Source organism: Rhodopseudomonas sp. AAP120, assembly GCF_001295845.1.
GTDB lineage: Bacteria > Pseudomonadota > Alphaproteobacteria > Rhizobiales > Xanthobacteraceae > Rhodopseudomonas.
The window spans coordinates 35,418-62,093 of record NZ_LJIC01000046.1; the positions used below are offsets into that span (position 1 = coordinate 35,418).

Annotated in this window: 19 protein-coding genes; 17 read left to right on the forward strand and 2 right to left on the reverse strand. The window is 66.4% G+C overall.

Features of this window, described 5'->3' with window-relative positions:
• Window positions 1–223 precede the first annotated feature (223 nt).
• From IP86_RS08360 to IP86_RS08370, 3 genes are read left to right on the forward strand one after another with little or no spacing between them, the layout of a single operon-like run.
• Window positions 224–2,053 (forward strand): flagellar hook-basal body complex protein, encoded by a 1,830-nt coding sequence (locus IP86_RS08360; protein ID WP_054162059.1) that lies wholly within the window; start codon window positions 224–226, stop codon window positions 2,051–2,053.
• A gap of 48 nt (window positions 2,054–2,101) precedes the next feature.
• Window positions 2,102–3,967, forward strand: coding sequence for a flagellar hook-associated protein FlgK (flgK, locus tag IP86_RS08365; RefSeq protein WP_054162060.1), 1,866 nt, complete (start codon window positions 2,102–2,104; stop codon window positions 3,965–3,967).
• A gap of 7 nt (window positions 3,968–3,974) precedes the next feature.
• Window positions 3,975–5,582, forward strand: a complete 1,608-nt coding sequence (locus tag IP86_RS08370) for a flagellar biosynthesis protein FlgL (RefSeq protein WP_054162061.1) — start codon at window positions 3,975–3,977, stop codon at window positions 5,580–5,582.
• Between the two features lie 50 nt (window positions 5,583–5,632).
• Here the strand turns inward: IP86_RS08370 and IP86_RS08375 are convergent, their stop codons facing one another.
• The gene (locus IP86_RS08375) at window positions 5,633–6,562 is read right to left on the reverse strand and encodes a LysR substrate-binding domain-containing protein (protein WP_054162062.1); all 930 of its coding nucleotides are present in this window, start codon (window positions 6,560–6,562) and stop codon (window positions 5,633–5,635) included.
• A gap of 164 nt (window positions 6,563–6,726) precedes the next feature.
• Between IP86_RS08375 and IP86_RS08380 the strand changes: the two genes are divergently transcribed.
• The 14 genes from IP86_RS08380 to IP86_RS08445 all read left to right on the forward strand — a co-directional run bounded on the left by IP86_RS08380 (window position 6,727) and on the right by IP86_RS08445 (window position 24,146).
• Entirely contained in the window at window positions 6,727–7,920 is a 1,194-nt protein-coding gene (locus IP86_RS08380) for an MFS transporter (RefSeq protein WP_502693992.1), read from the forward strand.
• 359 nt (window positions 7,921–8,279) lie between these two features.
• A complete protein-coding gene (locus IP86_RS08385) occupies window positions 8,280–10,946 on the forward strand; it encodes a DUF1522 domain-containing protein (RefSeq protein WP_054162064.1) in 2,667 nt (888 codons plus the stop codon).
• 173 nt (window positions 10,947–11,119) lie between these two features.
• Window positions 11,120–12,049 (forward strand): FkbM family methyltransferase, encoded by a 930-nt coding sequence (locus IP86_RS08390; RefSeq protein WP_054162065.1) that lies wholly within the window; start codon window positions 11,120–11,122, stop codon window positions 12,047–12,049.
• Window positions 12,050–12,265: 216 nt separating this feature from the next.
• Window positions 12,266–12,967, forward strand: a complete 702-nt coding sequence (locus tag IP86_RS08395; protein WP_082363893.1) for an SIS domain-containing protein — start codon at window positions 12,266–12,268, stop codon at window positions 12,965–12,967.
• A 224-nt stretch (window positions 12,968–13,191) separates the two neighbouring features.
• Entirely contained in the window at window positions 13,192–14,130 is a 939-nt protein-coding gene (locus IP86_RS08400) for an NAD-dependent epimerase/dehydratase family protein (protein WP_054162066.1), read from the forward strand.
• The gene (locus IP86_RS08405) at window positions 14,127–15,164 is read left to right on the forward strand and encodes a GDP-mannose 4,6-dehydratase (protein ID WP_054162067.1); all 1,038 of its coding nucleotides are present in this window, start codon (window positions 14,127–14,129) and stop codon (window positions 15,162–15,164) included. Before IP86_RS08400 ends, IP86_RS08405 begins: the two co-directional genes overlap by 4 nt.
• A gap of 8 nt (window positions 15,165–15,172) precedes the next feature.
• Entirely contained in the window at window positions 15,173–15,832 is a 660-nt protein-coding gene (locus tag IP86_RS08410) for a class I SAM-dependent methyltransferase (RefSeq protein WP_054162068.1), read from the forward strand.
• Between the two features lie 13 nt (window positions 15,833–15,845).
• A complete protein-coding gene (locus tag IP86_RS08415; protein WP_054162069.1) occupies window positions 15,846–16,838 on the forward strand; it encodes a thiamine pyrophosphate-dependent dehydrogenase E1 component subunit alpha in 993 nt (330 codons plus the stop codon).
• Window positions 16,839–16,848: 10 nt separating this feature from the next.
• The gene (locus tag IP86_RS08420) at window positions 16,849–17,901 is read left to right on the forward strand and encodes an alpha-ketoacid dehydrogenase subunit beta (RefSeq protein WP_054162098.1); all 1,053 of its coding nucleotides are present in this window, start codon (window positions 16,849–16,851) and stop codon (window positions 17,899–17,901) included.
• Between the two features lie 144 nt (window positions 17,902–18,045).
• Window positions 18,046–19,101, forward strand: a complete 1,056-nt coding sequence (locus IP86_RS08425) for a zinc-binding dehydrogenase (protein ID WP_054162070.1) — start codon at window positions 18,046–18,048, stop codon at window positions 19,099–19,101.
• Window positions 19,102–19,106: 5 nt separating this feature from the next.
• Window positions 19,107–20,588: a PfkB family carbohydrate kinase gene (locus IP86_RS08430; RefSeq protein WP_054162099.1), complete on the forward strand. Its 1,482-nt coding sequence runs from the start codon at window positions 19,107–19,109 to the stop codon at window positions 20,586–20,588.
• Entirely contained in the window at window positions 20,585–21,511 is a 927-nt protein-coding gene (locus IP86_RS08435; RefSeq protein ID WP_054162071.1) for a nucleotidyltransferase family protein, read from the forward strand. Before IP86_RS08430 ends, IP86_RS08435 begins: the two co-directional genes overlap by 4 nt.
• Window positions 21,512–22,318, forward strand: a complete 807-nt coding sequence (locus IP86_RS08440) for an SDR family NAD(P)-dependent oxidoreductase (RefSeq protein ID WP_054162072.1) — start codon at window positions 21,512–21,514, stop codon at window positions 22,316–22,318. It abuts the gene before it with no gap.
• 28 nt (window positions 22,319–22,346) lie between these two features.
• A complete protein-coding gene (locus IP86_RS08445) occupies window positions 22,347–24,146 on the forward strand; it encodes a thiamine pyrophosphate-binding protein (protein ID WP_054162100.1) in 1,800 nt (599 codons plus the stop codon).
• Between the two features lie 341 nt (window positions 24,147–24,487).
• Here the strand turns inward: IP86_RS08445 and IP86_RS08450 are convergent, their stop codons facing one another.
• A complete protein-coding gene (locus IP86_RS08450) occupies window positions 24,488–26,623 on the reverse strand; it encodes an O-linked N-acetylglucosamine transferase, SPINDLY family protein (RefSeq protein WP_054162073.1) in 2,136 nt (711 codons plus the stop codon).
• Window positions 26,624–26,676 lie beyond the last annotated feature (53 nt).

A 26,676-nucleotide genomic window follows, 5' to 3' on the forward strand; every position in this document is an offset into this window, starting at 1 on the left:
AGTTCCGGAGTGGAACTTTTTGCGAAGGAGCGCACCGTCGGGCCGGCAAATATTGCCCGAGCCGGCAATTCCGCCGCATGCGCCGGCCCTGAGGGCGCAGGCTAAGTCTCTGAAATCATGAGGCTAGAGGCCTTGGCACAAGGCTTGCGGGAGTATGTTCCGGATCATTGCACCACCGGACAGCCAGAGACCGCGCGGCGGCTCGAATTGGGAGAAGTGAGTAATGGGTATTTTCGGCGCTCTCACCACCTCGGTCGCGGGCCTGCGCTCGAACTCCTACGCGCTGGAGAACATCTCGGGTAACATCGCGAACTCCCAGACCACCGCGTTCAAACGGGTCGATACCTCGTTCCTCGATCTGGTGCCGCAGGCCGGGACGAGCCAGCAGGTCGCTGGTTCGGTGACCTCGCAGTCCCGGCTGACCAACACCCAGTCCGGCTCGGTGCAGTCGGCGTCGGTGTCCACCTACATGGCGATCAACGGCGAGGGGTTCTTCGCCGTGCAGAAGCCCGGTTCGTTCACCGACAACAATCCGGTGTTCACCGGCGTCAACAACTACACCCGCCGCGGCGACTTCTCGCTCGACAAGAACGGCTATCTGGTCAACGGCGCCGGCTACTACCTGCAGGGCGTGCCGATCGACCCGACCACTGGCAACCCGGTCGGCAGCACCCCGACGGTGCTCAAGTTCCAGAACGATTTCCTGCCGTCGCAGGCCACCACCAAGATCAGCTATCGCGCCAACCTGGCGAGCTATCCGCTGACCACCAAGCACGACACCTCGCGGCCGGGCTCCGAACTGCTGCGCGCCGCCGACTTCGCCTCCAACCCGCAGGTGGCCGGCACCTCGCCGCCGCCGTTCGGCGACAACACCAGGGTCGGTCTGCAGGTCAACAGCAAGGCCGGCACCGCGATCACCGGCGCGACGCTGCTCAAGGGCGCGTCCGGCAACGCCGTGACCAACAGCTTCACCATCACCGACACGGTTACGATCGGCAGCGGCGCCAGCGCCAAGACCATCGCGTTCTACGATTCCAGCGCCGGCGGCTCTGCCGGTTCGGCGGCGAACACGACCTACCTCGACCTCAACTCGGCCACGGTGACCGACCTGCTCGGCGCGATCGACACCGCGAACGGCAACACCGGCACGGCGTCTTCGGTCAGCGCCGGCTCGGTGACGCTGCACACCGGCGTCGCGTCCGATCTGCTCGTGACCTCGACGGCCGGCGGCTTTGCGGCGCTCGGCTTGACCAGCCCGGTGACCGTGACGCGAACCGGCGGCGGCACGGTGGGTACCGGTCAGGTGACCGGCGCCGACAACCAGACCTTCCTCGATGAATCGATTTCGGGCGGCGCCACCACCGCCTATGACGGCAGCGGCGCTCCGGTGAACGTGCAGTTCCGCTGGGCCAAGGTCGACTCGTCGACTCTCGGCACCGGCCACACCGACACCTGGAACCTGTTCTACCAGATCAATCCGAATGCGACCGGCACCCAGGTCGCCTGGCAGAACGTCAATACCAACTTCACCTTCAACTCCACCGGCCAGATGAACCCGGTGATCGGCCAGCTCACGCTGCCGAACCTGACCGTGTCCGGCGTCTCGCTAGGCAACGTCACGATGTCGTTCGGCACCGGCGGCCTGACGCAGTTCGCCGACACCAACGGCAACGTCCAGGTCAACCAGCTGCAGCAGGACGGCTACGCCGCCGGCCAGCTCGTCAGCGTGTCGGTCAGCAATGCCGGCCGCGTGGTCGGCTCGTATTCCAACGGCCGCAACATCGACCTCGCCGAAGTCTCGATCGCGACCTTCAACGGCGCCAACTTCCTGAAGCGGACCGACGGCGGCGCGTTCGAGGTCACCAACGAGTCCGGCGAGGCGCTGTACGGCAAGGGCGGCAGCGTTTCGGGCTCCTCGCTGGAATCCTCCAACACCGACATCGCCGACGAATTCACCAAGCTGATCGTCACCCAGCAGGCCTATTCGGCCAACACCAAGGTCATCACCACGGCCAACACCATGGTGCAGGACCTGCTCAACGTGATGCGCTGAGGCGCGTCGCACGCCGTTTTGTTTCGTTCGTCCAACCGGTAGTCAGTCATGGGTCTCGGAGACGCACTTTCGATCGCAATGGCCGGCCTGCGTGCAAACCAGGCCGCGATGTCGCTGGTGTCGTCCAACGTCGCCAATGCGGAAACGCCCGGCTACGTCCGCAAGACGGTCGACCAGATCACCACCGCCTCCGGCCCGTCCGGCAGCGGTGTGTCGATCATCGGCGTCAATCGCGAACTCGACGCCTATCTGCAGTCGCAGCTTCGCACCGAGACGTCGGGAGCGTCCTACGCGTCGCTGCGGGCCGATTTCCTGAAACAGCTGCAAGGGCTGTTCGGAGACCCGAATTCGACGGGCACGCTGGAGAATTCCTTCAACAGCCTGACGGCGGCGGTGCGGGCGCTGTCGACCAGCCCGGACAGCACGTCGGCGCGGATCGGACTGCTCAACGCGGCGCAGGTGATGTCGGGCTCGCTCAATGCGATGTCGAACGGCATCCAGGCGCTGCGGACCGGCGCCGAGACGGGCCTCTCCGACAGCGTCACCACGGCGAACAATCTGCTGCAGCAGATCGCCTCGATCAACAACAACATCCGCACCAATCCGGCGGGCGGCACATCGACCGACGCGGCGACGGCGTCGCTGCTCGATCAGCGCGACCAGGCGATCAATCAGCTCTCGCAACTGATGGACATCCGCGTCGTCACCGACGCCAGCAACCAGGTGACGATCTTCACCGGCTCGGGCATGCAGCTCGCCGGCATGCAGGCCGCCAAACTGTCGTTCGACGCGCAGGGCACGGTGACGCCGGGTACGACCTGGAGTTCGAATGCGGCCACCAGCCAGCTCGGATCGGTCAAGGTCAGCTATCCCGACGGCTCGACGATGGATCTGACCAGCTCGCTGAAGTCGGGCAAGATGGCGGCCTATATCGAGCTCCGCGACAAGACGCTGGTGCAGGCGCAGACCCAGCTCGATCAGTTCGCCGCCTCGATGGCGAGCGCGCTGTCGGACAAGACCACGGCCGGCACCGCGGTGACGTCGGGTACGCAGGCCGGCTTCGCGCTCGATCTGTCGAACATGAAGTCGGGCAACACCGTCAATATCAGCTACACCGACACCACCACGGGCGCGCAGCGCACCGTCACGGTGATGCGGGTCGACGATCCGGCGGCGCTGCCGCTGCCGCAGACCGCGACGCTCGATCCCAAGGACTACGTGGTCGGGATCGATTTCTCCGGCGCGTCCGGATCGATCACCGCGCAGCTCAATGCGGCGCTGAACAGCCAGAACCTGCAATTCACCGGCACGGCGCCGAACATCACGGTGCTCAACAATGCCGGCTTCTCCACCGTCACCGCGGCGTCGGTGACCACCACCGAGACGTCACTGACCGGCGGCAGCGCCTCGCTGCCGCTGTTCACCGACGGCACCGCCGCTTACACCGGCGCGCTCAGCAGCACCGGCACGCAGATGACCGGCTTCGCGCAGCGGATCGCCGTCAATCCGGCGCTGGTCAACGACCCGTCGAAGCTGGTGGCGTATTCGGCCACGACCACGGCCGGCGACACCACGCGGCCCGACTTCATCCTCAAGCAGCTCACCACCGCCAAATATCTGTACTCGCCGTCCACCGGCGTCGGATCGGCGACCGCGCCCTACAACGGCACGCTGGAGAACTACCTGCAGCAATTCGTCTCGCAGCAGGGCTCCAACGCGCAAGCGGCGTCGCAGCTCGCGGACGGCCAGAACGTGGTGCTCAACACGCTGCAGCAGAAGTACTCGACCAACTCCGGCGTCAACATGGACGAGGAAATGGCGCACCTGCTGTCGCTGCAGAACGCGTATTCGGCGAATGCGCGGGTGATGTCCACGGTGAACCAGATGTACCAAGCGCTGATGCAGGCGATGTGAGGCAGCTATGGCGATCGATGGCGTAAGCGGGCGTACTTCCTATATCGGCACCAGCATTCTCAATCTGCGGAATCAGATCGACAACCTGACCAATCAGGTTGCGAGCGGCCGCATCTCGAATACCTATGCGGGCGACGGCACCGGCCGCAGCCTGGCGATCGGGATGCGCGCGCAGGTGGCGAACATCGCCAGCTATTCGGACACGATGACCAACATCAACACCCGGATCAGCGTCGCCAACCTGTCGCTGCAGCGGCTCAACGCGATCGGCAGCGAAGTGAAGGGCGCCGCCGCCAGCGCCGGCGCGACGCTCGACAACACCGGCCAGTCGTCGGGCCAGAAGACCGCCAGCCTCGACTTCTTCGATGCCGTCGACATGCTGAACGCGCAGTCCGGCGACCGCTATCTGTTTTCCGGCCGCGCCACCGACACCGCGCCGGTGACCGCCGCCGACCAGATCATGAACGGCAACGGCGCGGCGATCGCCGGGCTGAAGCAGGTGATCAGCGAGCGCCATGATGCCGATGTCGGCACCAACGGCATGGGGCGCACCATCGTCTCGACCGGCGCGACGGCGTCGTCGGTGCAGATCGGCGAGGACTTCGCCGCCAATCCCTATGCGATGCCGACGCCGGTCGGCGCCTCGCCGTTCGGCCTGAAGATTTCCTCGATCGCCACCACGATCGCGGGCGCGACCGTGACGCAGCCGACCGAAACGCCGCCGACCACCCCGCCGGCGGCCCCCAATCCGGTGGCGATGGGCATCGACCTCAACGGCAATCTGCCGAAGGAGGGCGACACCGTGTCGTTCACCTTCAACCTGCCGGACGGCACCCAGGAAACCATCAAGCTGACGGCGTCGTCGCAGACGCCGCTGCCGGCCAACAGCTTTGCGATCGATCCGGGGCAGCCGCTCGCGGTGCCGCCGGTGGCGGCGTCGCCCTCGGTCACGGCCACCAACCTGAAATCGGCGCTGACCGACGCGGTGCAGAAGCTGTCGGGCAGCGCGCTGTCGGCCGCGTCCGCCATCAAGGCTGGCGACGACTTCTTCAACAACACGCCGCCGCTGCGCGTGGCCGGCACCGCGCCGTTCGGCAGCGCCACCGCGCAGGTCGCCGGCACCAAGGCCAATACCGTGTTCTGGTACAATGGCGAGCCGGACTCGGCGAGCGATCCGGCGCGCGGCACCGCGGTCGGCCGGGTCGACGATTCCATCACGGTGCAATACGGCATCCGGGCCGACGAGCAGGCGCTGCGCAAGCAGTTGCAGACCGTGGCGGTGTTCGCGGCGGTGACGACATCGGCGTCCGATCCGAACGGCGCCAACAAGCTCGCCGCGCTCAACCAGCGGATCGCTGCGAACCTCGCGGTGGTGCCGGGCCAGCAGACCATCCAGAACATCCAGGCCGATCTCGCCGGCGCCCAGGCGGCCATGAAGGCGACCGGCGACCGCCAGACCCAGACCAAGGCGCTGGCGCAGACCATGCTGGATTCGATCGAGGGCGTGAACAACGACGAGGTCGCGACCAAGATCCTGGCGCTGCAAACCAGCCTGCAGGCATCCTATCAGCTGACCTCGAAGCTCTATCAGATGAGCCTCGTCAAGTTTCTTTGAGGTCGCTTTCGCGCGCTACGCGATACGCGTAGTGCGCTCCGCGTAAGCCGTTAGGACGCGGATGTTGGACGGCGGGCGGCCTGCTGGCCCTCGCGCACCAGCCAGTCGTAGAAAACGGCGGTCGGGGAGGCGTGCTGGCTCCCGTCCGGGACGTAGGCGAAGTAGCTCCTTGCCGGAAGACTGACGTTCGGAAACGGCGCGATGAGGCGGCCGGACGCCAGATCGTCTCCGATCAGCGCGGTGGGCCCCATCGCCACGCCCAAGCCATCCAGTGCGGCCTGGATGGACAGAAAGAAGTGGTCGAAGGTCAGCGTTTCGCTTGGGGTGATCCGAGGTTGCCCGGCTCGCGCCAGCCAATCATGCCATAGCCGGGGCATGGACGAGACGTTCAGCCAGGTATGCGCGGCCAGATCGGCCACGTCGTCGAGCGGCAGCCTGGCGATGAGCGCCGGACTGCAGACGGGCAGGCGGCGCTCCGACAGAAACAGCCGGGACGTGAAGCCGTGAAACACATCCGGCCCGCCGCGAATGACGACGTCATAGCTTTCCGGCAGTTCGTCGATCGGTTCGTTCGACGTGGTCAGCCGAACCTCGATGTCGGGGTGGTCATCGCGGAAGCGTTTCAGCCGCGGCAGGAGCCACCGCATACTGAACGTCGCCAATGCATTGACGCGCAGCACCGCCGCGGGTCCATCGCCGTGGGTCGCGCGATGACGCTGGACCGCCTCCGCGATGCGATCGAGCGCGGGGCCGATCTCGTCGAGCAGCGCCTTGCCGGCCGGCGTGAGCGCCACACGCCGCGTCGCGCGCCGAAACAGCACGGGGTCTCCCAGCCAATCCTCGAGCAGGCGTACGTGCTGACTGATGGCGCCTTGCGTGACGCCGAGTTCGACCGCGGCTTGCTTGAAGCTCTCCAGGCGAGCCGCCGCCTCGAACGCCCGCACGGCATTCAGCGGCGGCAAGGTTCTGCGCTGGGCCATCAATAGAAATCCTAATCCATGGGTCGATTATTACTGGTTTGTGACAGCCGCGGCAAACGTTCAAGCTGCTCCCAACGCAGTTCGGAGGCCCAGCGACTTATCATGATTCAGAATTTCTTCTGCTGCGGCCAGGCCGGCGCAACGGGATCATGCCGATGACGGAGGTGGCGGAGGCGTCCGGAGCGCGTGCATGCCACGCTGCATCGGGACCATCGAAGCGCGAAAAATCGCGCAGCCTGCTGGCCGCATGCCTCGCCCACGCGCTTCATGACGGCTACACCGATGCGCTGTACGCCTTCCTGCCGGTCTGGCAGGCGCAATTCGGCTTGTCCTACGCGATGCTCGCTGTGGTGCGGGCCTTGTATTTCGGCACCATGGGCGGGCTGCAGATCCCGGCCGACCGGGCGCTCCGCAACTGGTCACCGCGCGCGGCGCTGATCCTGTCCACCGCCGCGGCTGCGGCGGGCTTGCTGCTGATGGCGCTGCCGTTCGGCTTTGCCGGCCTCTGCGTCGGTTTGGTCGTGGCCGGCATCGGATCGAGCATCCAGCATCCGCGCGGTTCGATGCTGGTGGTCGCCAACTACGGCACCGCCTCACGGCAGCCGCTCGGCATCTACAATTTCTCCGGCGATCTCGGCAAAGCGGCCTTGCCGGCGGCAGTCGCGCTGCTGTTGCCGATCCTCGCCTGGCAATCGGTGCTGGGGTTGATGGCGGGGCTCGGGGCAGTCATCGTGGCCGCGCTGGCCATGCTGACACCGCCGGCGGCGGCGGCGAACAATGTCGTCGAGGCCGCCACGCCCGGGCGCGGCGGCGGCGGCTTTCGCATCCTCACCACGATCGGTGCGCTGGATACCGCCACCCGCATGGGATATCTGCTGTTTCTGCCCTTCCTGATCCATGGACAGGGCGGCGGCTTGCAGGCTGTCGGGGCCGCGCTCGCACTGCTGTTCATCGGTGGTGCGTTCGGCAAGGCGGCATGCGCGTGGCTCGGCGAGCGGCTCGGCGTCGTCGGCACCGTCATCATCACCGAGGCGGTGACTGCCTTGCTGATCGTGGCGACGCTGTTCACCCCGCTGCCGCTGACGTTCGTTCTGCTGCCGCTGCTCGGCATCGTGCTGAACGGCACATCGTCAGTGCTCTATGGCACTGTCCCCGAGCTCTCGAGCGGGGATACCGGACGTGCGTTCGCTGTCTTCTATACAAGCGTCATCTGTGCAGGCGGTCTCGCGCCGATCCTGTATGGCACGATCGCCGATCACAGCAGCCGCACGGTCGGCGTGCTGGCGTCATCGGCAACGGCGGCCCTGATCGTCCCGCTCGTGCTGGCCCTCCGCCCGCATCTACGCCGGTCTCACTGAGCAACCCCGGCGGGCTGACGCGGGGATCACCAGAGTGCGGAAGACGCCGCCTAGTTAAAGATCCGTCAACGATTAGATCGCCGTTGCTGTGATCCTGCGGCGGCCGTCACTCGCGTGCCGATGCGTCGCGATCCTCGCAAGCCTCACCAAATCCAGCATCTTTCGACGAAAGCGCTGCCCGCTTCGCCGGCAAATACGCGTCCGTCCTCGTTGTTTCACGAGGACTAACCACGTGGTTTTACGCGCGTTCTGGTCCGTTAAAGCCTCTGCCTCTCCTTTACGCATTTTTAGAGTCTCACCGTCATGGTTCCGCGGTCGATCAAGAAGATCGTATTTGCGCACCAGGAAGGTAGCATCACATGTCAGGTATCGTTCTCTCGAACGCCGTTCGCCAGAATCTCTCGTCGCTCCAGGCCACGGCTGATCTGCTCGCCACCACCCAAAGCCGCCTCTCGTCCGGCAAGAAGGTGAACTCGGCTCTCGACAATCCGACCAACTTCTTCACCGCTGCTTCGCTCGACGCGCGCGCCAGCGACATCAACAACCTGCTGGACGGCATCGGCAACGGCGTGCAGATCCTGCAGGCCGCCAACACCGGCATCACCTCGCTCACCAAGCTGGTGGACTCGGCCAAGTCGATCGCCAACCAGGCCCTGCAGACGACCTCGGGCTACGCCACGAAGTCGAACGTGTCGGCCACGATCTCCGGCGCCACTGCAGACGACCTCCGCGGCACGCAGAGCTTCACGAACGGTGTCGCCACCGGCAACGTGATCTTCGACGGCACCGCCGGCGGCACCACCGCTGCTTCGGGCACCGATACGCTCGGCGGCGCGATCGTCAGCATCGCGGCGTCTGCGGCTGTCACCGTTCTCGGTGCGGCTGACAACACCGCGCTCGGCAGCGTCCTCAGCGTCGGTACCGCCGCCGCCACCGCGGCCGGCTCCAACCTGATCAGCGACCTCACCAACGGTTCGACCACCACGGCGACCGGTCCGGCTGCGGGCGACTCGATCACGGTGAACGGCAAGACCATCACCTTCACCACCGCCGGCGCCGCCAGCAAGGACAGCAACGGCAACTACACGATCGGTCTCGACCAGACGCTGACCAAGCTGGCCAACACCATCGACGACATCAACGGCAACACCGGTCACTCCTCGACCGTCACCGCCGGCAAGCTGGAACTGCACTCGGGCACCAACAGCCCGCTGACGGTCGGCGACAATGCCGGCGGCGCCGTTCTGGCCAAGCTCGGCCTGACCGCGCAGACCGTCGACACCGCCGCGTCGACCGCGTCGGCCAACATCTCGGGCAGCACCCAGCTGTTCAACACCCATGGTGGCCTCACCACCACGGCGATCGCCGACGGCACCACCATCTCGGTGAACGGCAAGACCATCACGTTCAAGACCTCCGATGCTCCGCAGGGCAACAACATCCCGACGGGCACCGGCGTTCTCGGCCGTATCGGCACTGACGGCAACGGCAACTCCACGATCTACCTCGGCGACCAGACCAAGTTCACCAACGCGACGGTGGGCGATCTGTTGACCGCGGTCGATCTCGCGAACGGCGTCAAGTCGGCGTCGATCTCGAACGGCGTGGCCACCATCAGCACCAACTCCGGCCAGACTGCTTCGGCCGTCTCGGGTGGTATCACCACCATCCAGAGCTCGACCGGCGCTGACCTGAACATCACGGCCTCGACCGATCTGTTCAAGAGCCTCGGCCTCACCACCGCCACCGGCACGGGCCCGCTGACGCTGACCAAGCAGCGCACCACCAGCGGCACCACCCTCGGCACGCTGATCGCCGACGGTTCGACCCTGAACGTGAACGGCAAGACCATCACGTTCAAGAATGCCGCGGTTCCGACCGCGTCGTCGACCCACCAGGGCATCTCCGGCAACGTCGAGACCGACGGCCAGGGCAACTCGACCGTGTACCTGCAGAAGGGCACTGTCGACGACGTCCTCAAGGCCATCGACCTTGCCACCGGTGTCCGCACCGCGGCGCTGGGTGTTGCCGGCGCGACCATCGCGACCGCCAACGGCACGGCCAACTCGTCGATCACGAGCGGCTCGCTGAAGCTGTCGACCGGCCTCGCGTCGGACCTCAGCATCAACGGCACCGGCAACGCGCTGGCGGCCCTCGGCCTCACCGGCCCGAGCGGTAGCGCCACCTCGTTCACCGCGGCTCGCGGCGCGGCGGCTGGCAGCCTGAACGGCAAGACGCTGACCTTCACCTCCTTCAACGGCGGTGCGGCCACCAACGTCACCTTCGGCGACGGCACCAACGGCACCGTCAAGTCGCTCGCTCAGCTCAACGCTGCGCTGGCGTCCAACAACCTGACGGCGTCGATCGACAACGCCTCCGGCAAGCTCACGATCGCGGCGTCGAACGACTACGCTTCCCACACGCTGGGTGGCGCGGACGGCGGCGTGATCGGCGGCACTCTGTCCTCGACGCTGACCTTCTCGTTGCCGAACGCACCGGTGGTCGACGTCAACGCGCAGACGACCCGCGCCGGCCTGGTCAAGCAGTTCAACGACGTGCTCGACCAGATCAAGACCACCGCGCAGGACTCCTCGTTCAACGGCGTCAACCTGCTGAACGGCGACAACCTGAAGCTGGTGTTCAACGAAACCGGCAAGTCCACGATCTCGATCCAGGGCGTGACCTTCAACCCGACCGGCCTCGGCCTGTCGTCCCTGAGCTCGGGCGTCGACTTCATCGACAACAACGCCACCAACTCGGTGTTGACGAAGCTGAGCGCCGCCTCGACCGCCCTGCGGTCGCAGTCCTCCGCGTTCGGTTCGAACCTGTCGATCGTGCAGGCCCGTCAGGACTTCTCGAAGAGCCTGATCAACGTGCTGCAGACCGGCTCGTCGAACCTGACGCTGGCCGACACCAACGAGGAAGCGGCGAACAGCCAGGCGCTGACGACCCGCCAGTCGATCGCGGTGTCCGCGCTGTCGCTGGCCAACCAGTCGCAGCAGGGCGTGCTCCAGCTCCTGCGCTGATCCGCAGCGACTGTCGAACTAACGATCTGGAGGCGGCGGGGGAAACCCCGCCGCTTTCGTTTGTGGCGGCCGGTCTGGCCTTCCAGCCGGACTGGCGCACGGGCATTCGCTTGCCCTCTCCGGCGAAATGTGGTCGGAGTGATTCATCGGCTCATCAGCGACGGCGTCGATTCATGAACCAGACCGCCCCGGTACCAGGTAGCACCGCGTCGTCCCAGTCCGCCGCACGCCGCGCGCCGGCGGCGCACGAGGTTCTCGCCGCGATCATCGCGGCGCTGCCGGAGCTGGCGCATCACCATGCCCCGGGCGGCACCGCGTATCAGGCGCTCGAAGCCGCCGCGCGGCAGGCTGTGGTGACGCTGTTCGGGCAGGGCGGCACGGATGTCCCGTTCGGACCATTCGGGCCGATCACTTTCCCCTATCATGCGATGGGCGCGGTCGACTCGCTGGACCTGTTCGGGCTCGACGAACTGATCCTGTTCGCATTCTATTGGCAGAACCGCGGCACTTACCGAAAGACCGCCGACATCGGCGGCAATATCGGGCTGCACAGCCTGGTGATGGCGCGCTGCGGCTTTGCGGTCGAAACCTACGAGCCGGATCCCGAGCACGTCGCGCTGCTGCAGGCCAACATGCGCGCCAACGGCATCGCCTCCGTCCACGTCAACGAAGCCGCCGTGTCGGCAGAGGCCGGCGAGGCGGAGTTTCTCCGGCTGCGCGGCAACACCACCGGCAGCCACATCGCCGGCGCCAAGAGCGATCCCTATGGCGAGATCGACCGCTTCAAGGTGCGGCTCGAGGCCTTCAGCAAAATCGCGGCCGCGGTCGATTTCGCCAAGATCGACGCCGAAGGCCACGAGGCGGTGATCATCACCTCGCTGCCGGCCGCGCAGTGGGATAGCCTCGATGTCATGCTGGAGATCGGCAGCGACGCCAACGCTGCCGCGATCTTCGACTACGCGGCCGGCGCGGGCGTCCGCCTGTTCACGCAGAAGACCGGCTGGCGGCGTGCGCAGTCGCTGGCCGACCTGCCGACCTCCTACAAGCAGGGCAGCGCCTTCCTGACGCGCAAGGAAGCGATGCCCGGGCTGCCGCCGGCGTAGTCGCGACACGCCTGCTGACGCTGGGAACCCGAGCCGTTTCCGCGAGCGATCTGGCGATCCGCATCATCCTAGTAACTTGCCGAGGGTGGTTGCGCGGACGGCGTGGGGGACTTCGCTGGTCGCTGCTTCATGTCTGTGGATGTCTGTGCGTTGCCAGTTGATTGCGATTCAGTCATTAGTGACGAATCAAGCGCATCTTGGGCGCCTGGGGCACGGATGATGAAGTCGCGCAAGATGCAGGCCCGGGATCAGCAATCCCGAGAGTCCCACTCCGAAGACTCATCGGGTGATATCCACGCGGATGTCGCTCCGAGCCCGCTGGTCTCCCGCAAGCAGATGCTCGGCTATTTCGACGTGCTGCGCGACGCGCTGGCCGCGACCCAGGTGTCCGATCGCGACGGTCACAGCTTCGGCCAGGAAGTCGCGGCGTCGCTGGTGATCGCCTGGGCCCGCGAGGCGCATGCCGAAGGCCGCAAGCTGATCTTCATCGGCAACGGCGGCAGCGCCGCCATCGCCAGCCACATGGCGGTCGATTACTCCAAGAACGGCGGCCTGCGCGCTGTGTGCCTCAACGACGGCGCGATGCTCACCTGCCTCGGCAACGATCTCGGCTACGAGCAGGTGTTCGCGCGCCAGATCGATCTGTTCGCCCAGCCCGGCGACCTGCTGATCGCGATCTCGAGCTCCGGCCGTTCGCCCAACATCCTCAACGCGGTCGCGGTGGCGGAACAGCGCGGCTGCCGGATCGTGACGCTGAGCGGCTTTGCGCCGGACAATCCGCTGCGCAGCCAGGGCGACATCAATTTCTATCTCGCTTCCGACCAATACGGCTTCGTGGAGATCGGCCATCTGACGCTGTGCCACGCGATCCTCGACTTCGCCTGCGGCCAACGCGTGCCGCTGCCGGCCGCCGGCTGATCGCGCCGCGCGGCCCTACCAGCGCGTGCAGAAATGCGTGTATCTCTGGAAACATAGAGAGCAGTGATTCGTGGATCCGGCATGGCCGCGATCCCGGTGTGGCGTTTGCGTAGCGAGCCTTGCGTAGCGAACCTGCGGCGGAGCCGGTCGTCCCGGTCCGGCCGTGCCCCGAGACATCTGCTCTCACGATCTCATGTCTTGAACGTTCTTGGTGGGATGACGCGATGAAGATCCTGGTGACCGGCGCCTGCGGCTATGTCGGGACCACGCTGGTGCCGAAGCTGCTGGCGCGCGGCGACGAGGTGGTGGCGCTGGATATCATGTGGTTCGGCAACGACCTGCCGCAGCACCCCGCGCTGACGGTGGTGCGCGGCGACGTGCGCGACGCCAAATCGGTCCCGCTGGAGGGCATCGACGCCATCATCCATCTCGCCTCGGTGGCCAACGATCCGTGCGGCGATCTCAATCCCAAACTGACCTGGGAGATCAGCGCGCTCGCCACCATGCAGCTCGCCGACCGAGCGGCGCGCGAAGGCATCAAGCGCTTCATCTACGCGTCCTCCGGCAGCGTCTACGGCATCAAGGACGAGGCTGAGGTCACCGAGGATCTGACGCTGGAGCCGATCTCCGAATACAACAAGACCAAGATGGTGGCCGAGCGGGTGATGCTCAGCTACGGCGGCGACATGGCGGTGCAGATCGTACGCCCGGCGACAGTCTGCGGCCCGTCGCCGCGGATGCGGCTCGACGTTTCGGTCAACATGCTGACCATGCAGGCGCTGACCAATGGCGAGATCACCGTGTTCGGCGGCACCCAGGTTCGCCCCAACATCCACATCGACGACATCACCGACCTCTACGTGATGCTGCTCGACCGCCCCGAGCTGCGCGGCATCTACAATGCCGGCTTCGAGAACATCTCGATCCTCGACATCGCCAGGATGGTCGACGCCCAGGTGCCGACCAAGATCACCGTGACCGAATCCAACGATCCGCGCTCCTACCGGATCAACTCCGACAAGCTGCTCGCCACCGGCTTCAAGCCGAAGAAGACCGTCAACGACGCGATCCGCGAGATCATCGTCAAGTTCCAGCGCGGCGAACTGAAGAACGAGGACCGGCACTACAATCTGCGCTGGATGCAGCGGAGCGTCGGGGCGTGACCGGACCGATTCCCGCGTCGTCGCCCGATGCGAAGGCCGGCGCGGCGTTCGGAAAGGTTCTGGTGCTCGGCAGCAATTCGTTCACCGGCGCCGAGATGGTGCGCGATCTGCTCGACCACGGCATGGACGTGGTCGGCGTCAGCCGCTCGCCGGAGCCGCACGAGGCGTTCCTGCCCTATCGCTGGACCGACACCTCGCGCTTCCGTTTCCGCCAGCTCGATCTCAACCACGATCTCGACGCGCTGATGGCGCTGATCGAGGCCGAGCGGTTTGGCTGCATCATCAATTTCGCCGCGCAGAGCATGGTCGGCGAGAGCTGGGCCAATCCCGACCACTGGTTCATGACCAATGTGGTGTCGACCGTGCGATTGCACGAACGCTTGCGGCACTGCGACTTCCTCGATCGCTACGTCCACGTCACCACGCCCGAAGTGTATGGCGGCGCCACCGGCACGCTGACCGAGGATGCGCCGTTCGATCCGTCGACGCCCTACGCGGTGTCACGCGCCGCCGGCGACATGAGCCTGCGCTCCTACTTCCGCGCCTATGGCTTCCCGGTGCTGTACACGCGCGCCGCCAATGTCTACGGCCCCGGGCAGCGACTGTATCGCATCGTGCCGCGCACCATTTTGTTCATCCGGCTCGGCCGCAAACTGCAGCTGCACGGCGGCGGCACCTCGGAGCGTTCCTTCATCGCCGCCTCCGACGTCGCCGATGCGACTCGCCGGATCGCTGCACACGGCAAGCTCGGCGAGACCTATCACATCTCGACCGACCGTATCGTCACCATCCGCGAACTGGTGGAGATGATTTGCGCCCGGATGGGCGTCGCCTTCGGCGATCACGTCGAGATCGTCGGCGACCGGCTCGGCAAGGACGCGGCCTACAAGCTCGACAGCGGCAAGCTCCGCCGCGAGCTCGGCTGGCGCGATCAGGTCACGCTGGAGCAGGGCATCGACCAGACCATCGCCTGGGTCGACCGCTGGTTCGACGTGCTCAAGACGCAACCCTTCGACTATCAGCACAAGCCGTGAGGCCGGGAATGGGCCAGGAAATCGATCTGCTCGTCAACTATCCGCGCACCAAGCGCAATGTCGACGAGCGCGGCCAGACCAAATCCGAAGAGGACCGCGCCGTCGCGCGCAAGTTCGGCAAGGAGTTCTTCGATGGCGACCGCCGCCACGGCTATGGCGGGTTTGGCTACATACCGCGGTTCTGGCAGCCGGTGATCCCGACCTTTCAGTCGCATTTCGGCCTTACCGCGTCGTCGTCGGTGCTCGACGTCGGCTGCGCCAAGGGCTTCATGCTGCACGACATGGCCGAGCTGATCCCCGGCATCACCGTCAAGGGCGTCGATATTTCCGACTATGCGATCGACCACGCCATCGACGATATGAAGCCGCATGTCAGCGTCGCCAGCGCCACCAGGCTGCCGTTCGCCGACAAATCGTTCGACGTGGTGATCTCGATCAACACCGTGCACAATTTGGTCCGCGACGACTGCGCCACCGCGCTGCGCGAGATCGAGCGGGTGGCGCGCAAGGGCGCGTTCATCACCGTGGATGCGTATCGGGACGAAGAGGAGAAGCGCCGGATGATGGCGTGGAATCTCACCGCGCAGACCATCATGCATGTCGACGAGTGGACCGCGTTCTTCGCCGAGATCGGGTACACCGGCGATTACTACTGGTTCATCCCATGACCTGGTTCGCTTCATGAGCGCCGAGACGTCGCGCCGCCTGCTGTTCGACATGCTGCGTATCCGCAGCGTGGAGGAAACCATCGCGGCGCGCTACGGCGAGCAAAAAATGCGCTGCCCGACGCATTTGTCGGTCGGGCAGGAGGCGGTCGCCGCCGCGGCCGGCGCGGTGCTGAAGCCGACCGATCTCGCCGTCAGCGGCCATCGCGCGCACGCGCACTATCTGGCCAAGGGCGGATCGCTGAAGGCGATGATCGCCGAGATCTACGGCAAGGTCACCGGCTGCGCCCGCGGCAAAGGCGGCTCGATGCACCTGATCGACGAGAGCGTCGGCTTCATGGGTTCGACCGCGATCGTCGGCGGCACCGTGCCGGTCGGCGTCGGGCTGTCCTATCCGATGAAGCTGAACAACACCGGGCAGATCGCCTGCGTGTTCCTCGGCGACGCGGTGCCGGAGACCGGCGTGTTTTTCGAGTCGGTGAACTTCGCCGTCGTGAAGCAGCTGCCGGTGTTGTTCCTGTGCGAGAACAACGGCTACTCGGTGTATTCGCCGCTGAGCGTCCGGCAGCCGCCGGGCCGCAAGCTGTACGAGCTGGTCGCCGGCTTCGGCCTGACGACGCATCACGGCGACGGCAACGATGCGCGCGCGGTGCATGCCGCGCTGAGCGACGGCGTCGCGGCGATCCGGCGCGGCGAGGGGCCGCGGTTCTACGAGTTCGAGACCTATCGCTGGCGCGAGCATTGCGGGCCGAACTACGACAACGACATCGGCTACCGCAGCATCGCCGAATACGAGGCGTGGAAGCTGCGCGATCCGGTGCCGGCGCTGCAGCGCGCGCTGATCGCCGAGGGCGTGATCAGCGAGGCCGATGTCGCGACGATGCAGGCGACGATCGATGCCGAGATCGACGAGGCGTTTGCCTTCGCCGAAGCCTCGCCGTTCCCGCCGGCCGAAGACGCCTTCGCCGACGTCTATGCGGCGGACGCGCTCGTGTCGGCGGCGGGCTGAGGAGGGCGCGATGAGCACAACATTCGCCGCCGCCATTCGGGATGGGCTTGCCACCGCGCTGACGGCCGATCCCGGCGTGATCTGCTTCGGCCTCGGCACCGACGATCCCAAGGGCGTGTTCGGCACCACGCTCGATCTGCACAAGCAGTTTGGCCCCGATCGCGTATTCGACATGCCGACCTCGGAAGCAGCGATGACCGGCTTTGCGATCGGCGCCGCGCTGAACGGGATGCGGCCGGTGCTGACGCATCAGCGGCTCGACTTCGCGCTGCTGTCGCTCGATCAGCTCGTCAACAACGCCGCGAAGTGGCGCTTCATGTTCGGCGGCAAGCGCGGCGTGCCGATCACCATCCGGATGATCATCGGCCGCGGCTGGGGCCAGGGCCCGACGCATTCGCAGAGCCTGCAATCCTGGTTCGCGCATATCCCTGGGCTGAAGGTCGTGATGCCGACCACGGCCACGGATGCCAAGACGTTGCTGCTCGGTTCGATCTTCGACGACGATCCGGTGATCTTCCTCGAGCATCGCTGGCTGCACAACATGCAGGGCGACGTGCCGGCCGGCGACGTGCGCGAGCCGATCGGCACCGCACGCGTCGTGCGCAGCGGCGACGCGCTGACGATCGTGGCGATGAGCTACATGACGGTCGAGGCGCTGCACGCGGTCGATCATCTTGCGGCGCAGGGAATCGCGTGCGACCTGATCGACCTGCGCAGCATCCGGCCGCTCGACTGGCCGGCGGTGATCGCTTCGGTGCAGAAGACCGGCCGGCTGCTGGCGCTCGACAGCGGGCATCTCACCGGCGGCGTCGCCGGCGAGATCGTGGCGCGGATCGCGACCGATCACTTCGCCAGCCTGAAAGCCGCACCGCAGCGGCTCGCCGCGCCGGGTGTGCCGGAGGCAACCAGCCCGGCGCTGACCAAGAATTATCACGTTCGCGCCGAACATATCGTGGATACCGTCGGCCGCATGCTCGGCCGCGACGTCGAGACGGCGTCGCTGATCGCCCAACGCCAATTCCCGCACGACGTGCCGGGGACGTGGTTCTCCGGGCCGTTCTGAGGATGCGATGATGGCACAGTCTCACCCCGTCATTGCGAGCGAAGCGAAGCAATCCAGCGCCGAGCACGGGGCTGTGGATTGCTTCGTCGCTGCGCTCCTCGCAATGAGGGGGAGAGATCGGAGTACAAGTCCACGGAGCTTGCGATGTCCGTGACCTTTCGCGCCGCCGTGCTCCGCGAGCTCAATCAGCCGCTCAGCATCGAAACCGTCGAAGCCCCCGCCCTGGCGGCCGGGCAGGTGCTGGTGAAGCTTGCTTACTCCGGCGTCTGCCACAGCCAGGTGATGGAAGCGCGCGGCGGGCGCGGGGTCGATCGCTATCTGCCGCATATGCTCGGCCATGAAGGCTCGGGCGTCGTCGTCGAGATCGGCGAGGGGGTGACCAAGGTGCGGCCGGGCGACCGCGTCATTCTCGGCTGGATCAAGGGGCCGGGCGCCGACGCCCAGGGCATCCGCTACAAGGCCGGCAACGGCTTCATCAACGCCGGCGCAGTGACGACCTTCAACGAATACGCGGTGGTGGCGGAAAATCGCGTGACGCCGCTGCCGCCCGGCGTGCCGATGGATGTCGCGGTGCTGTTCGGCTGCGCGCTGCCGGTCGGCGCCGGCATCGTCATCAACATCGCCAAGCCGCCGCCGGGCTCGACGCTCGCGGTGTTCGGCCTCGGCGGCATCGGCCTGTCGGCGCTGATGGCCTGCAAGCTGTTCAGTTGCAAGCAACTAATCGCCGTCGATGTCGAGCCGGCCAAGTTGGAGATGGCGCGCGAGCTCGGCGCCACCGCGGTGATCGACGCCTCGCGGCACGATCCGGCCGAACAGATCCGCGCGCTGACCGGCGGCCTCGGCGTCGATTTCGCGATCGAGTCCGCAGGGCTCACCCGCGTGATCGAGCAGGCGTTCGACGCGACGCGGCGGTTCGGCGGCCTCTGCGTGTTCGCGTCGCATCCGAAAAGCGGCGAGAAGATTGCGCTCGATCCGTTCGAGCTGATCTGCGGCAAGCGCATCCTCGGCACCTGGGGCGGCGACAGCCGGCCCGGCCACGACATCGAACTGCTCGCGGGCCTGTATCGTGACGGCAAGCTGCCGCTGGCCTCGATGTTCACGCGCCGCTACGCGCTCGCCGACATCAACACCGCTCTCGACGATCTCGAACACCGCCGCAGCGTGCGGCCGCTGATCGAAATCGATCCGACGTTAGAGTGACGGCGATGCTGCACCCCGAGACCGAAACGACGCTGCAACGCATCCGGGCCGAAGCCGGGCCGGACCGCGCCATCGTGTTCGTCTCCGGCAATTTCAACATCGTGCATCCTGGTCATCTGCGCCTGCTCAAGTTCGCCGCCGAATGCGGGGACTTCCTCGTCGTCGGCGTCGCGGCCGATCCAGGCTACGACTGGATGCTGCCGAAGGATCTGCGGCTCGAAGGCGTCAACGCCATCGGCTTCGTCAATCACGCCTTCCTGCTGCATGATAAGCTTGAAGACTTCATCGCCGCGCTGAAGCCCGCCGTGGTGGTCAAGGGCAAGGAGCACGAGAACGCCGACAATCCGGAAAAGCCGGTGCTGGATGGCTACGGCGGCAAGCTGCTGTTCTCGTCGGGCGAAGTGGCGTTCTCGTCGCTGGACCTGATCCGCCGCGAATTCCGCGAGTTCAATCCGTCGTCGATCTTCAAGCCGCTGGACTATCCACGTCGCCATCGCTTCGGCTTCGCCGATCTCAAGGCCATCCTCGGGCAGTTTCCGTCGCTGCGCGTGCTGGTGCTCGGCGATCTGATCATGGACGAGTACATCGCCTGCGATCCGCTCGGCATGTCGCAGGAAGATCCGACTATTGTGGTCACGCCGGTGCTGCGCGAATTGTTCGTCGGCGGCGCCGGCATCGTCGCGGGTCACGCCGCCGGGATGGGTTGCAAGGTGAGTTTGCTCACCGTCGGTGGCAAGGACGCCATGGCGGATCTGGCGCGCGAGCGGCTCGCCTCCTATCAGGTCGATGCCACCATCCTCACCGACGAGAGTCGGCCGACCACCAACAAGCAGCGCTTCCGTGCCGGCAACAAAACGCTGCTGCGCGTCAGCCATCTCAAGCAGCACGACATCGACGCCGATTTGCAGGAAACCATGCTGGCGGCGGTGCGCGACAAGCTGGCTTCGACCGATCTCGTGGTGTTCTCGGACTTCAACTATGGCTGCCTGCCGACCAAGCTGGTCGAGTCGATCAGCGCACTGTGTCGCGAACGATCGATTCCGATGGTGGCCGACAGCCAGTCGTCGTCGCAGGTCGGCGACATCTCGCGCTTCAGGAACATGCTGCTGATCAAGCCGACCGAGCGCGAGGCGCGGCTGGCGCTGCGAGATTTCGACTCCGGTCTCGTCGTGCTGGTCGAGGCGCTGCGGCAGAAAGCGAAGGCCAAGAACGTCATCCTGACGCTGGCGGCCGAAGGTCTGCTGGTGCACGCCGCCGCCGGGCGCGGCTCGGTGCTGACCGATCGCTTGCCGGCGTTCAACACCGCGCCGAAGGATGCAGCCGGCGCCGGCGACTCGTTCTTCGTCTGCGCGGCGCTGGCGCTCGCGGTCGGCAGCGACATCTGGCGCAGCGCCTATCTCGCCTCGATCGCCGCCGCCTGTCAGGTCGGCCGCATCGGCAACATCCCGGTCACCACCGCCGATATCATCAAGGAACTCGACGCGTGAGCGCGCCAGCCAAGGCCCTGCTGGTGGCGGCGGGACTCGGTACGCGGCTGGCGCCGCTGACCGACGTGCTGCCGAAATGCCTGATGCCGATCGCCGGCCGCCCGCTGCTCGGGCTGTGGCTGGAGATGCTGAGCGACGCCGGCTTCACCGAGATCGTCGTCAATCTGCATCACCACGCCGAGCTGGTCAGCGACTACATCCGCCGCAGCCCGTGGGCCGACCGCGTGATCCTGGCGCCGGAAGAAAAATTACTTGGCACCGCCGGCACGTTGCTGCGGCAGCGTGAGCGTTTCGCCGAAGGCCCGACGCTGTTCGCCCATGCCGACAATCTCAGCCAGTTCGATCCGCGCGCCTTCCTGGCCGCACACGCAGCGCGGCCGCAGGGTTGCGCGATGACGATGATGAGTTTCGTTACCGACCATCCGCAAAGCTGCGGCATCCTTTCACTCGATGCGGAAGGCCGCGTGCTGGAGATGGACGAAAAGCCGCCCCATCCGAAGGGCAACCTCGCCAACGCGGCGGTGTATGTGGTCGAACCGGAAGTGATCGACTTCATCGCCGGCCTCGGCAAGGAGGTCGTCGATTTCTCCACCGAGGTGCTACCGGCCTTCATGGGCCGGATCGGCTCGTTCCACAACGGCAGCTATCACCGCGACATCGGCAATCCAGCGAGCTTGGCGCTGGCACAGCTCGACTATCCGCTGGCGTTGTTGCAGTTCGGAACCTCCCCCCGTCATTGCGAGGAGGCGCAGCCGACGAAGCAATCCAGTGCGGTGCGCGGGACTCTGGATTGCTTCGCTTCGCTCGCAATGACGGAGAGTGACGATCCCTGGTTCGGGCTGATGAGCGATAACAACGGCGCCTTGGCTCGGGACTTTGTGCAGGCCGCGGCGAAGACCTACAGCAACATCGGAGCCCGCTAGATGCCCGGCAGCGTGATCATCGCGGCGATCTCCAGCGACATCGGCGTCCGGCTGGCTCAGCTGTATCGCGCGCAGGGCCATGAGGTGATCGGCACGTATCGGTCGAGCGACAACCTCGCCGAGCTGACGGCCGATGCCGGCATTCATCTGGTGCATTGCGACCTCGCTGACGCCGCCAGCGTGCGCGGCGCGGCGGCGGAGATCGCGGCGCTCGGCAAGCCATGGGCGCGGCTGATCAGTGCTGCCGGGCAGTTGGCGCCGATCGGCGGCTTCTTCGGTCGAGATTTCGACGACTGGGCGGCGTCGCTGTCGCTGAATTCAGTCGCGCAGATGCGGCTGCTGCATGCGCTGTATCCGCATCGCGATCAATCGTCGCCCGCGAAGGTCGCGTTCCTGGTCGGCGGCGGCATCAACGGCCCGTTCCGCAACTACTCGGCCTATTGCCTCGGCAAGGTGATGCTGGTGAAGCTGTGCGAGCTGCTCGACGACGAGTATCCCGACGTCCACGCCATCGCGGTCGGCACCGGCTGGGTCAATACCAAGATCCATCGGCAGACCGTCGAGGCCGGCGACGACGCCGGAATCAATCTGCGCCGGACGATGGAATTTCTCGACAGCGGCCAGCAGGGCACGACGATCGAGGACATCTTTGGCTGCATCGAATGGGCATTCAAGGCCGGCCGCGCCGCCACCAGCGGCCGCAATTTCTCGGTGGTGCACGACGGCTGGCGGGGTGGCGGCGAGGCGCTGGTCGCGCGGCTGACGGCCGATCCCAACATCTACAAGCTACGCCGGCACGGCAATTGAGCGAAGCCGTTTGCGCCAGGAGGTTCGCGTGAAGCTCTCCGACTACGTCATCGATTTCCTCGCGCGGCGCGGCGTCACGCATGTGTTCGGCATCTCCGGCGGCGCCGCGGTGCATCTGTTCGATTCCGCCGCGAAGCATCCGGACGTCACGCCGATCTTCCCGCAGCACGAGCAGGCCGCGGCGATCGCGGCCGACGGCTATGCGCGCGCCACCGGCAAGCTCGGCGTCGCCATCACCACGAGCGGTCCCGGCGCCACCAATCTGCTGACCGGCGTGTGCTGCGCGTACTACGACTCAGTGCCGACGCTGATGATCACCGGGCAGGTGGCGACGCATCGGCTCAAGGGCCAGAACGACGTCCGCCAGCTCGGCTTCCAGGAAACCGACGTGCCGTCGATCTTCGCCACCGTGACGAAGTATGCGGTGCAGATCAGCGATCCGGCGACGATCCGCTATCATCTGGAGAAGGCGTACTACCTCGCCTTCGAAGGCCGGCCGGGGGCGGTGCTGATCGATCTGCCGGACGATCTACAGCGCGCCGAGATCGACCCCGACGCGCTGGCGTCGTTCGTGCCAGAGGCGCAGATCGCCACCAGCGACCTCGACGCCGAAATCGCCACGCTGCTGCCGGTGATCGCGCAGGCGAAACGGCCCGTCGTCGTGCTCGGCGGCGGGCTGTCGACGCCGCGGATCGGCGCGGCGCTCGATCAGCTGGTCGATCGGCTCGGCATGCCGGTGCTCACCACCTGGGCGGCGACCGATCTGATCGCGCACGACCATCCGCTGCGCGTCGGGCCGTTCGGCGTGTACGGGCCGCGGCTCGGCAATTTCGCGATCCAGAATGCGGACCTCGTTCTGTGCCTCGGCAGCCGGCTGTCGCAGAACGTCACCGGCGGCATCCTGCCGTCGTTCGCGCGCGAGGCGACGATCGTGATGGTCGATGCCAGTCGCGGCGAGATGGACAAGTTCGACAGCCGCGGCATCCGCATCGCCACGCGGATCGAAGCGCGGCTCGACGCCTTCGTGCCGAAGCTGCTGGGTGCGCTCGAGGCCGCGCCGCCGCGTGCCGATTGGCTGGCGAAGATCGCGCATTGGCGCGGCGCACTGCCCGATGATCGCCCGGGCCCGGCCGGCGCCAATGCCGGGCACGTCGATGCTTATGACTTCGTCGACAAGCTCAGCGATGCCGCGCCGAGCGACGAACTGATCTATGTCGACACCGGCGGCAATCTGACCTGGACCTGCAACGGCTTCCGCATCAAGCGCGGCCAGCGGCTGATCTCGGACTGGAACAACACCGCGATGGGCTACGCGCTGCCGGCCGCGATTGGCGCCGCCGTGCAGGCCAAAGGCGGCGTGACGTGTATCATCGGCGACGGCGGGCTGATGCTGACGCTCGGCGAGCTGGCGCTGCTGGCGCGGCACCGGCTGCCGCTGCGGCTGTTCCTGTTCAACAATCACGGCCACGGCATCCAGAAGCAGACGCTGGAGACCTGGCTCGACGCCAACTACGTCGGCGTCGATGCGCCGAGCGGGCTGTCCTTCGTCGATTTCGCCAAGGTCGCCGAGGCGATGGACCTGCCGGTCGTCACCATCAGCCGCAGCGGCGACATCGCGGCGCAGCTCGCCGATGTCTATGCGCGCAAGGGGCCGGTGTTCTGCAATGTCGAGATCAACCCGGCGCAGAAGTTGTACCCGGTGTTGAAGTTCGGCGCGCCGCTGGAGAGCCAGCTGCCGTCGATCGATGATGAACTGATCGCGCGCGAGATGATCGTCGCGCCTTACAAGGCGGCGCCGCCGAGTCAGAGCGGCGGGGCGGGGGTGTGAGGCGGGGGCTGCCGATCGGACACCTTCTCCAACCTTGCGGCGCTTACCACACGCACTGAGTCCTCATCCTGAGGAGCTCGGCGAAGCCGGGCGTCTCGAAGGATGGCCGACGCATTCCCTGTGGCCCATGGTTCGAGACGGCGCTACGCGCCTCCTCACCATGAGGTTGTGCTTGCTGTGATGTGTTACCAACCAACCTGATTCTTGACGCTGAGACCAATGGGCGTCAAAGACGTGGATGGCCGGGACGAGCCCGGCCATGACGACATGAAAACGATTGTTCGTCGCGTCAGTTAGGAGTGTGCCGTGGCTGGCGCGCTGCTCAGGGGCTGGCGCGCTGCTCACCGCGTCCCGGGTAGCACCGCCTTCGCGTCCGCCGGCGTGGCGCACCAGCGGTGCCACATGGTGCGGTAGGCGTCTTCGACGGCGCGGGTGTAGGCGACGGGGCCGCAGCGCTCGACGATGAAGGCAGGCAGGCCGCGGCGGATCGCGCGCAGCTTGTCGTGGTCGGGCGCGAGCGCGATGGCGACGTAGCGGTCTTCATCGGTGGCGATGAATTCCGGCAGGCCGGCGGCCGACAGGATCGCCGAGCCGACGCGGCTCGCCACGGTGTTGCCGAGCTTGCTCACCACCGGCACGCCCATATGCAGCGCTTCCCAGGTCGAGACGCCGCCGGCCTGCGGGAACGGGTCGAGGCCGAGATCGATCTCGCGCAGCGTCCGCAGATGATCCTGCCGCGAGGTCGAGCCGAGCAGGGTGATGCGGTCCGCGGCGATGCCCTGCGCGGCGAATTTCTCCAGCAGCGTCTGGCGCACCGCCGGGTCGTCGATCTGGTGATCCTTCAGGATCAACCGCGATGTCGGATTGCCGGTCATGATCCGGGCCCACACCGCGATCGCGGCGTCGGACAGTTTGCTGATGCGGTTGAGCGAGCCGTAGGTGAGATAGCCGTTGCGGTCCAGTGGCAGCTCGGGCGAATGCAGCCCGGCCGGCGGCGGCTCGATGATCACGATCGACGGCAGATCGTAGATCGCCTCGGCGTAGAACGGCCGCACCTCTTTGGGCACCGCGACCGGATCGGCGAACAGATAGTCGATCACCGGCAGGCCGGTGCCGGTGGCGTGGCCCCAGGCGGTGACCTGCACCGGCGCCGGCTTGCGGGCGAACACGCGCAGGCGATTGCCGGCGGAATGACCGGAGAGATCGATCAGGATGTCGACCTTGTCGGCCCGGATGGTGTCGGCGAGCCGCGCATCGGTCCATTGCGAGCTGTCGCGCCATTTGTCGGCGATGGTCTCGAACGCCTTGGTCGCCATGTCGGGCACCACCACGCCCGAGTAGCAGATCACTTCGACCTTGCTGCGGTCGTGATGCTCGAGGATCGGCCGGAACGAGAACGCCGCGGAGTGCTGGCGGAAGTCCGCCGAGACGTAGCCGACCACGAGGCGGCGCTCCGGATCGCGATCGTTGGCGAACGGCGCGGCGTGGGCCTTGTAGAGCCGCGCGCCGACATGCTGCCACCAGCTCGCGCGCGCCGCCTGCTGCGACTGGAAGTCGGCATCGGAGCAGAAGTCCATCGAGAAGATCCGGCTCGAGATTGCCGGTTCGTAGTTGGGCTGCAGCGCCAGCGCGCGGCCATGCAGCGCGGTCGCGGTGTCGGCGTCGCCGAGCGTCGCCATGCAGTTGCCGAGCACGGTCAGCGCCGGCACTGAACTCGGCTCGATCTTCAGCAGCGCCGTGCAGGTCGCCAGCGCGGCCTCGACGTTGCGCATCTGCAGCAGCAGGTCGGCGCGGGCGATGCCGGCTTCCATCGGCCGCTTGCCGATCTTGAGCGCGCGGTCGTAGCTCGCCAGCGCCTCGTCGAAGCGCTTCAGTTCTTTCAGCGTGGTGGCGCGGTTGATGCAGGCGACGTCGTGCTGCGGATCGAGCCCGATCGCCTTTTCGTAGCTCACCAGCGCTTCGTCGTAGCGGCCGAGCTTGTGCAGCGCGTTGCCGCGGTCGTTCCAGGTGTCGGCATGGGTCGGCAGCAGTTCGAGCGCCTTGTCGAGGCTGACCAGGGCATCGTCGAAACGGCCCAGCGTGATCAGCACGTTGCCCCGGTTGGCGTGGCCGAAGGCGAGCGTGGGATCGAGCGCGATCGCCTTGTCGCAGGCGATCAGCGACTCGTCGTAGCGCCTGGCGGCGTTGAGCACGCTGCCGAGATCGGAGTGCGCCTGCGCGGATTTCGGATCTTCGATCAGCGCCCGCTTGATCGAGCGGATGCCGGCGTCGTAGTGGCCGCTCTGATATTCGGCGAGGCCGAGGAAGTGCAGCGCCTGGAAATTGCTCGGGCTCTTCTTCAGCACCTTCTTGTAGAGCGATTTCGCCTCGTCGTACTGGCCGCCCTGATGCAGCACCCGGGCGCGCATCAGCATCAGCACCGGCTCGTAGGATTTGTCGTGGGACGAAGAGGTGGCAGAGGCCTTGGTGGGCGGCATGGGGTGTCCGAATCGGCCTGAGGAATCATGCTCTTCGGGCGATCCTACGCACC

Excerpts from the sequence above, each read along its gene's own strand:
- IP86_RS08360 (WP_054162059.1), top strand. The coding sequence starts at position 224 with ATGGGTATTTTCGGCGCTCTCACCACCTCGGTCGCGGGCCTGCGCTCG.
- flgK (WP_054162060.1), top strand. The coding sequence starts at position 2,102 with ATGGGTCTCGGAGACGCACTTTCGATCGCAATGGCCGGCCTGCGTGCA.
- IP86_RS08370 (WP_054162061.1), top strand. The coding sequence starts at position 3,975 with ATGGCGATCGATGGCGTAAGCGGGCGTACTTCCTATATCGGCACCAGC.
- IP86_RS08375 (WP_054162062.1), bottom strand. The coding sequence starts at position 6,562 with ATGGCCCAGCGCAGAACCTTGCCGCCGCTGAATGCCGTGCGGGCGTTC.
- IP86_RS08385 (WP_054162064.1), top strand. The coding sequence starts at position 8,280 with ATGTCAGGTATCGTTCTCTCGAACGCCGTTCGCCAGAATCTCTCGTCG.
- IP86_RS08390 (WP_054162065.1), top strand. The coding sequence starts at position 11,120 with ATGAACCAGACCGCCCCGGTACCAGGTAGCACCGCGTCGTCCCAGTCC.
- IP86_RS08395 (WP_082363893.1), top strand. The coding sequence starts at position 12,266 with ATGATGAAGTCGCGCAAGATGCAGGCCCGGGATCAGCAATCCCGAGAG.
- IP86_RS08400 (WP_054162066.1), top strand. The coding sequence starts at position 13,192 with ATGAAGATCCTGGTGACCGGCGCCTGCGGCTATGTCGGGACCACGCTG.
- IP86_RS08410 (WP_054162068.1), top strand. The coding sequence starts at position 15,173 with ATGGGCCAGGAAATCGATCTGCTCGTCAACTATCCGCGCACCAAGCGC.
- IP86_RS08415 (WP_054162069.1), top strand. The coding sequence starts at position 15,846 with ATGAGCGCCGAGACGTCGCGCCGCCTGCTGTTCGACATGCTGCGTATC.
- IP86_RS08420 (WP_054162098.1), top strand. The coding sequence starts at position 16,849 with ATGAGCACAACATTCGCCGCCGCCATTCGGGATGGGCTTGCCACCGCG.
- IP86_RS08425 (WP_054162070.1), top strand. The coding sequence starts at position 18,046 with ATGTCCGTGACCTTTCGCGCCGCCGTGCTCCGCGAGCTCAATCAGCCG.
- IP86_RS08430 (WP_054162099.1), top strand. The coding sequence starts at position 19,107 with ATGCTGCACCCCGAGACCGAAACGACGCTGCAACGCATCCGGGCCGAA.
- IP86_RS08440 (WP_054162072.1), top strand. The coding sequence starts at position 21,512 with ATGCCCGGCAGCGTGATCATCGCGGCGATCTCCAGCGACATCGGCGTC.
- IP86_RS08450 (WP_054162073.1), bottom strand. The coding sequence starts at position 26,623 with ATGCCGCCCACCAAGGCCTCTGCCACCTCTTCGTCCCACGACAAATCC.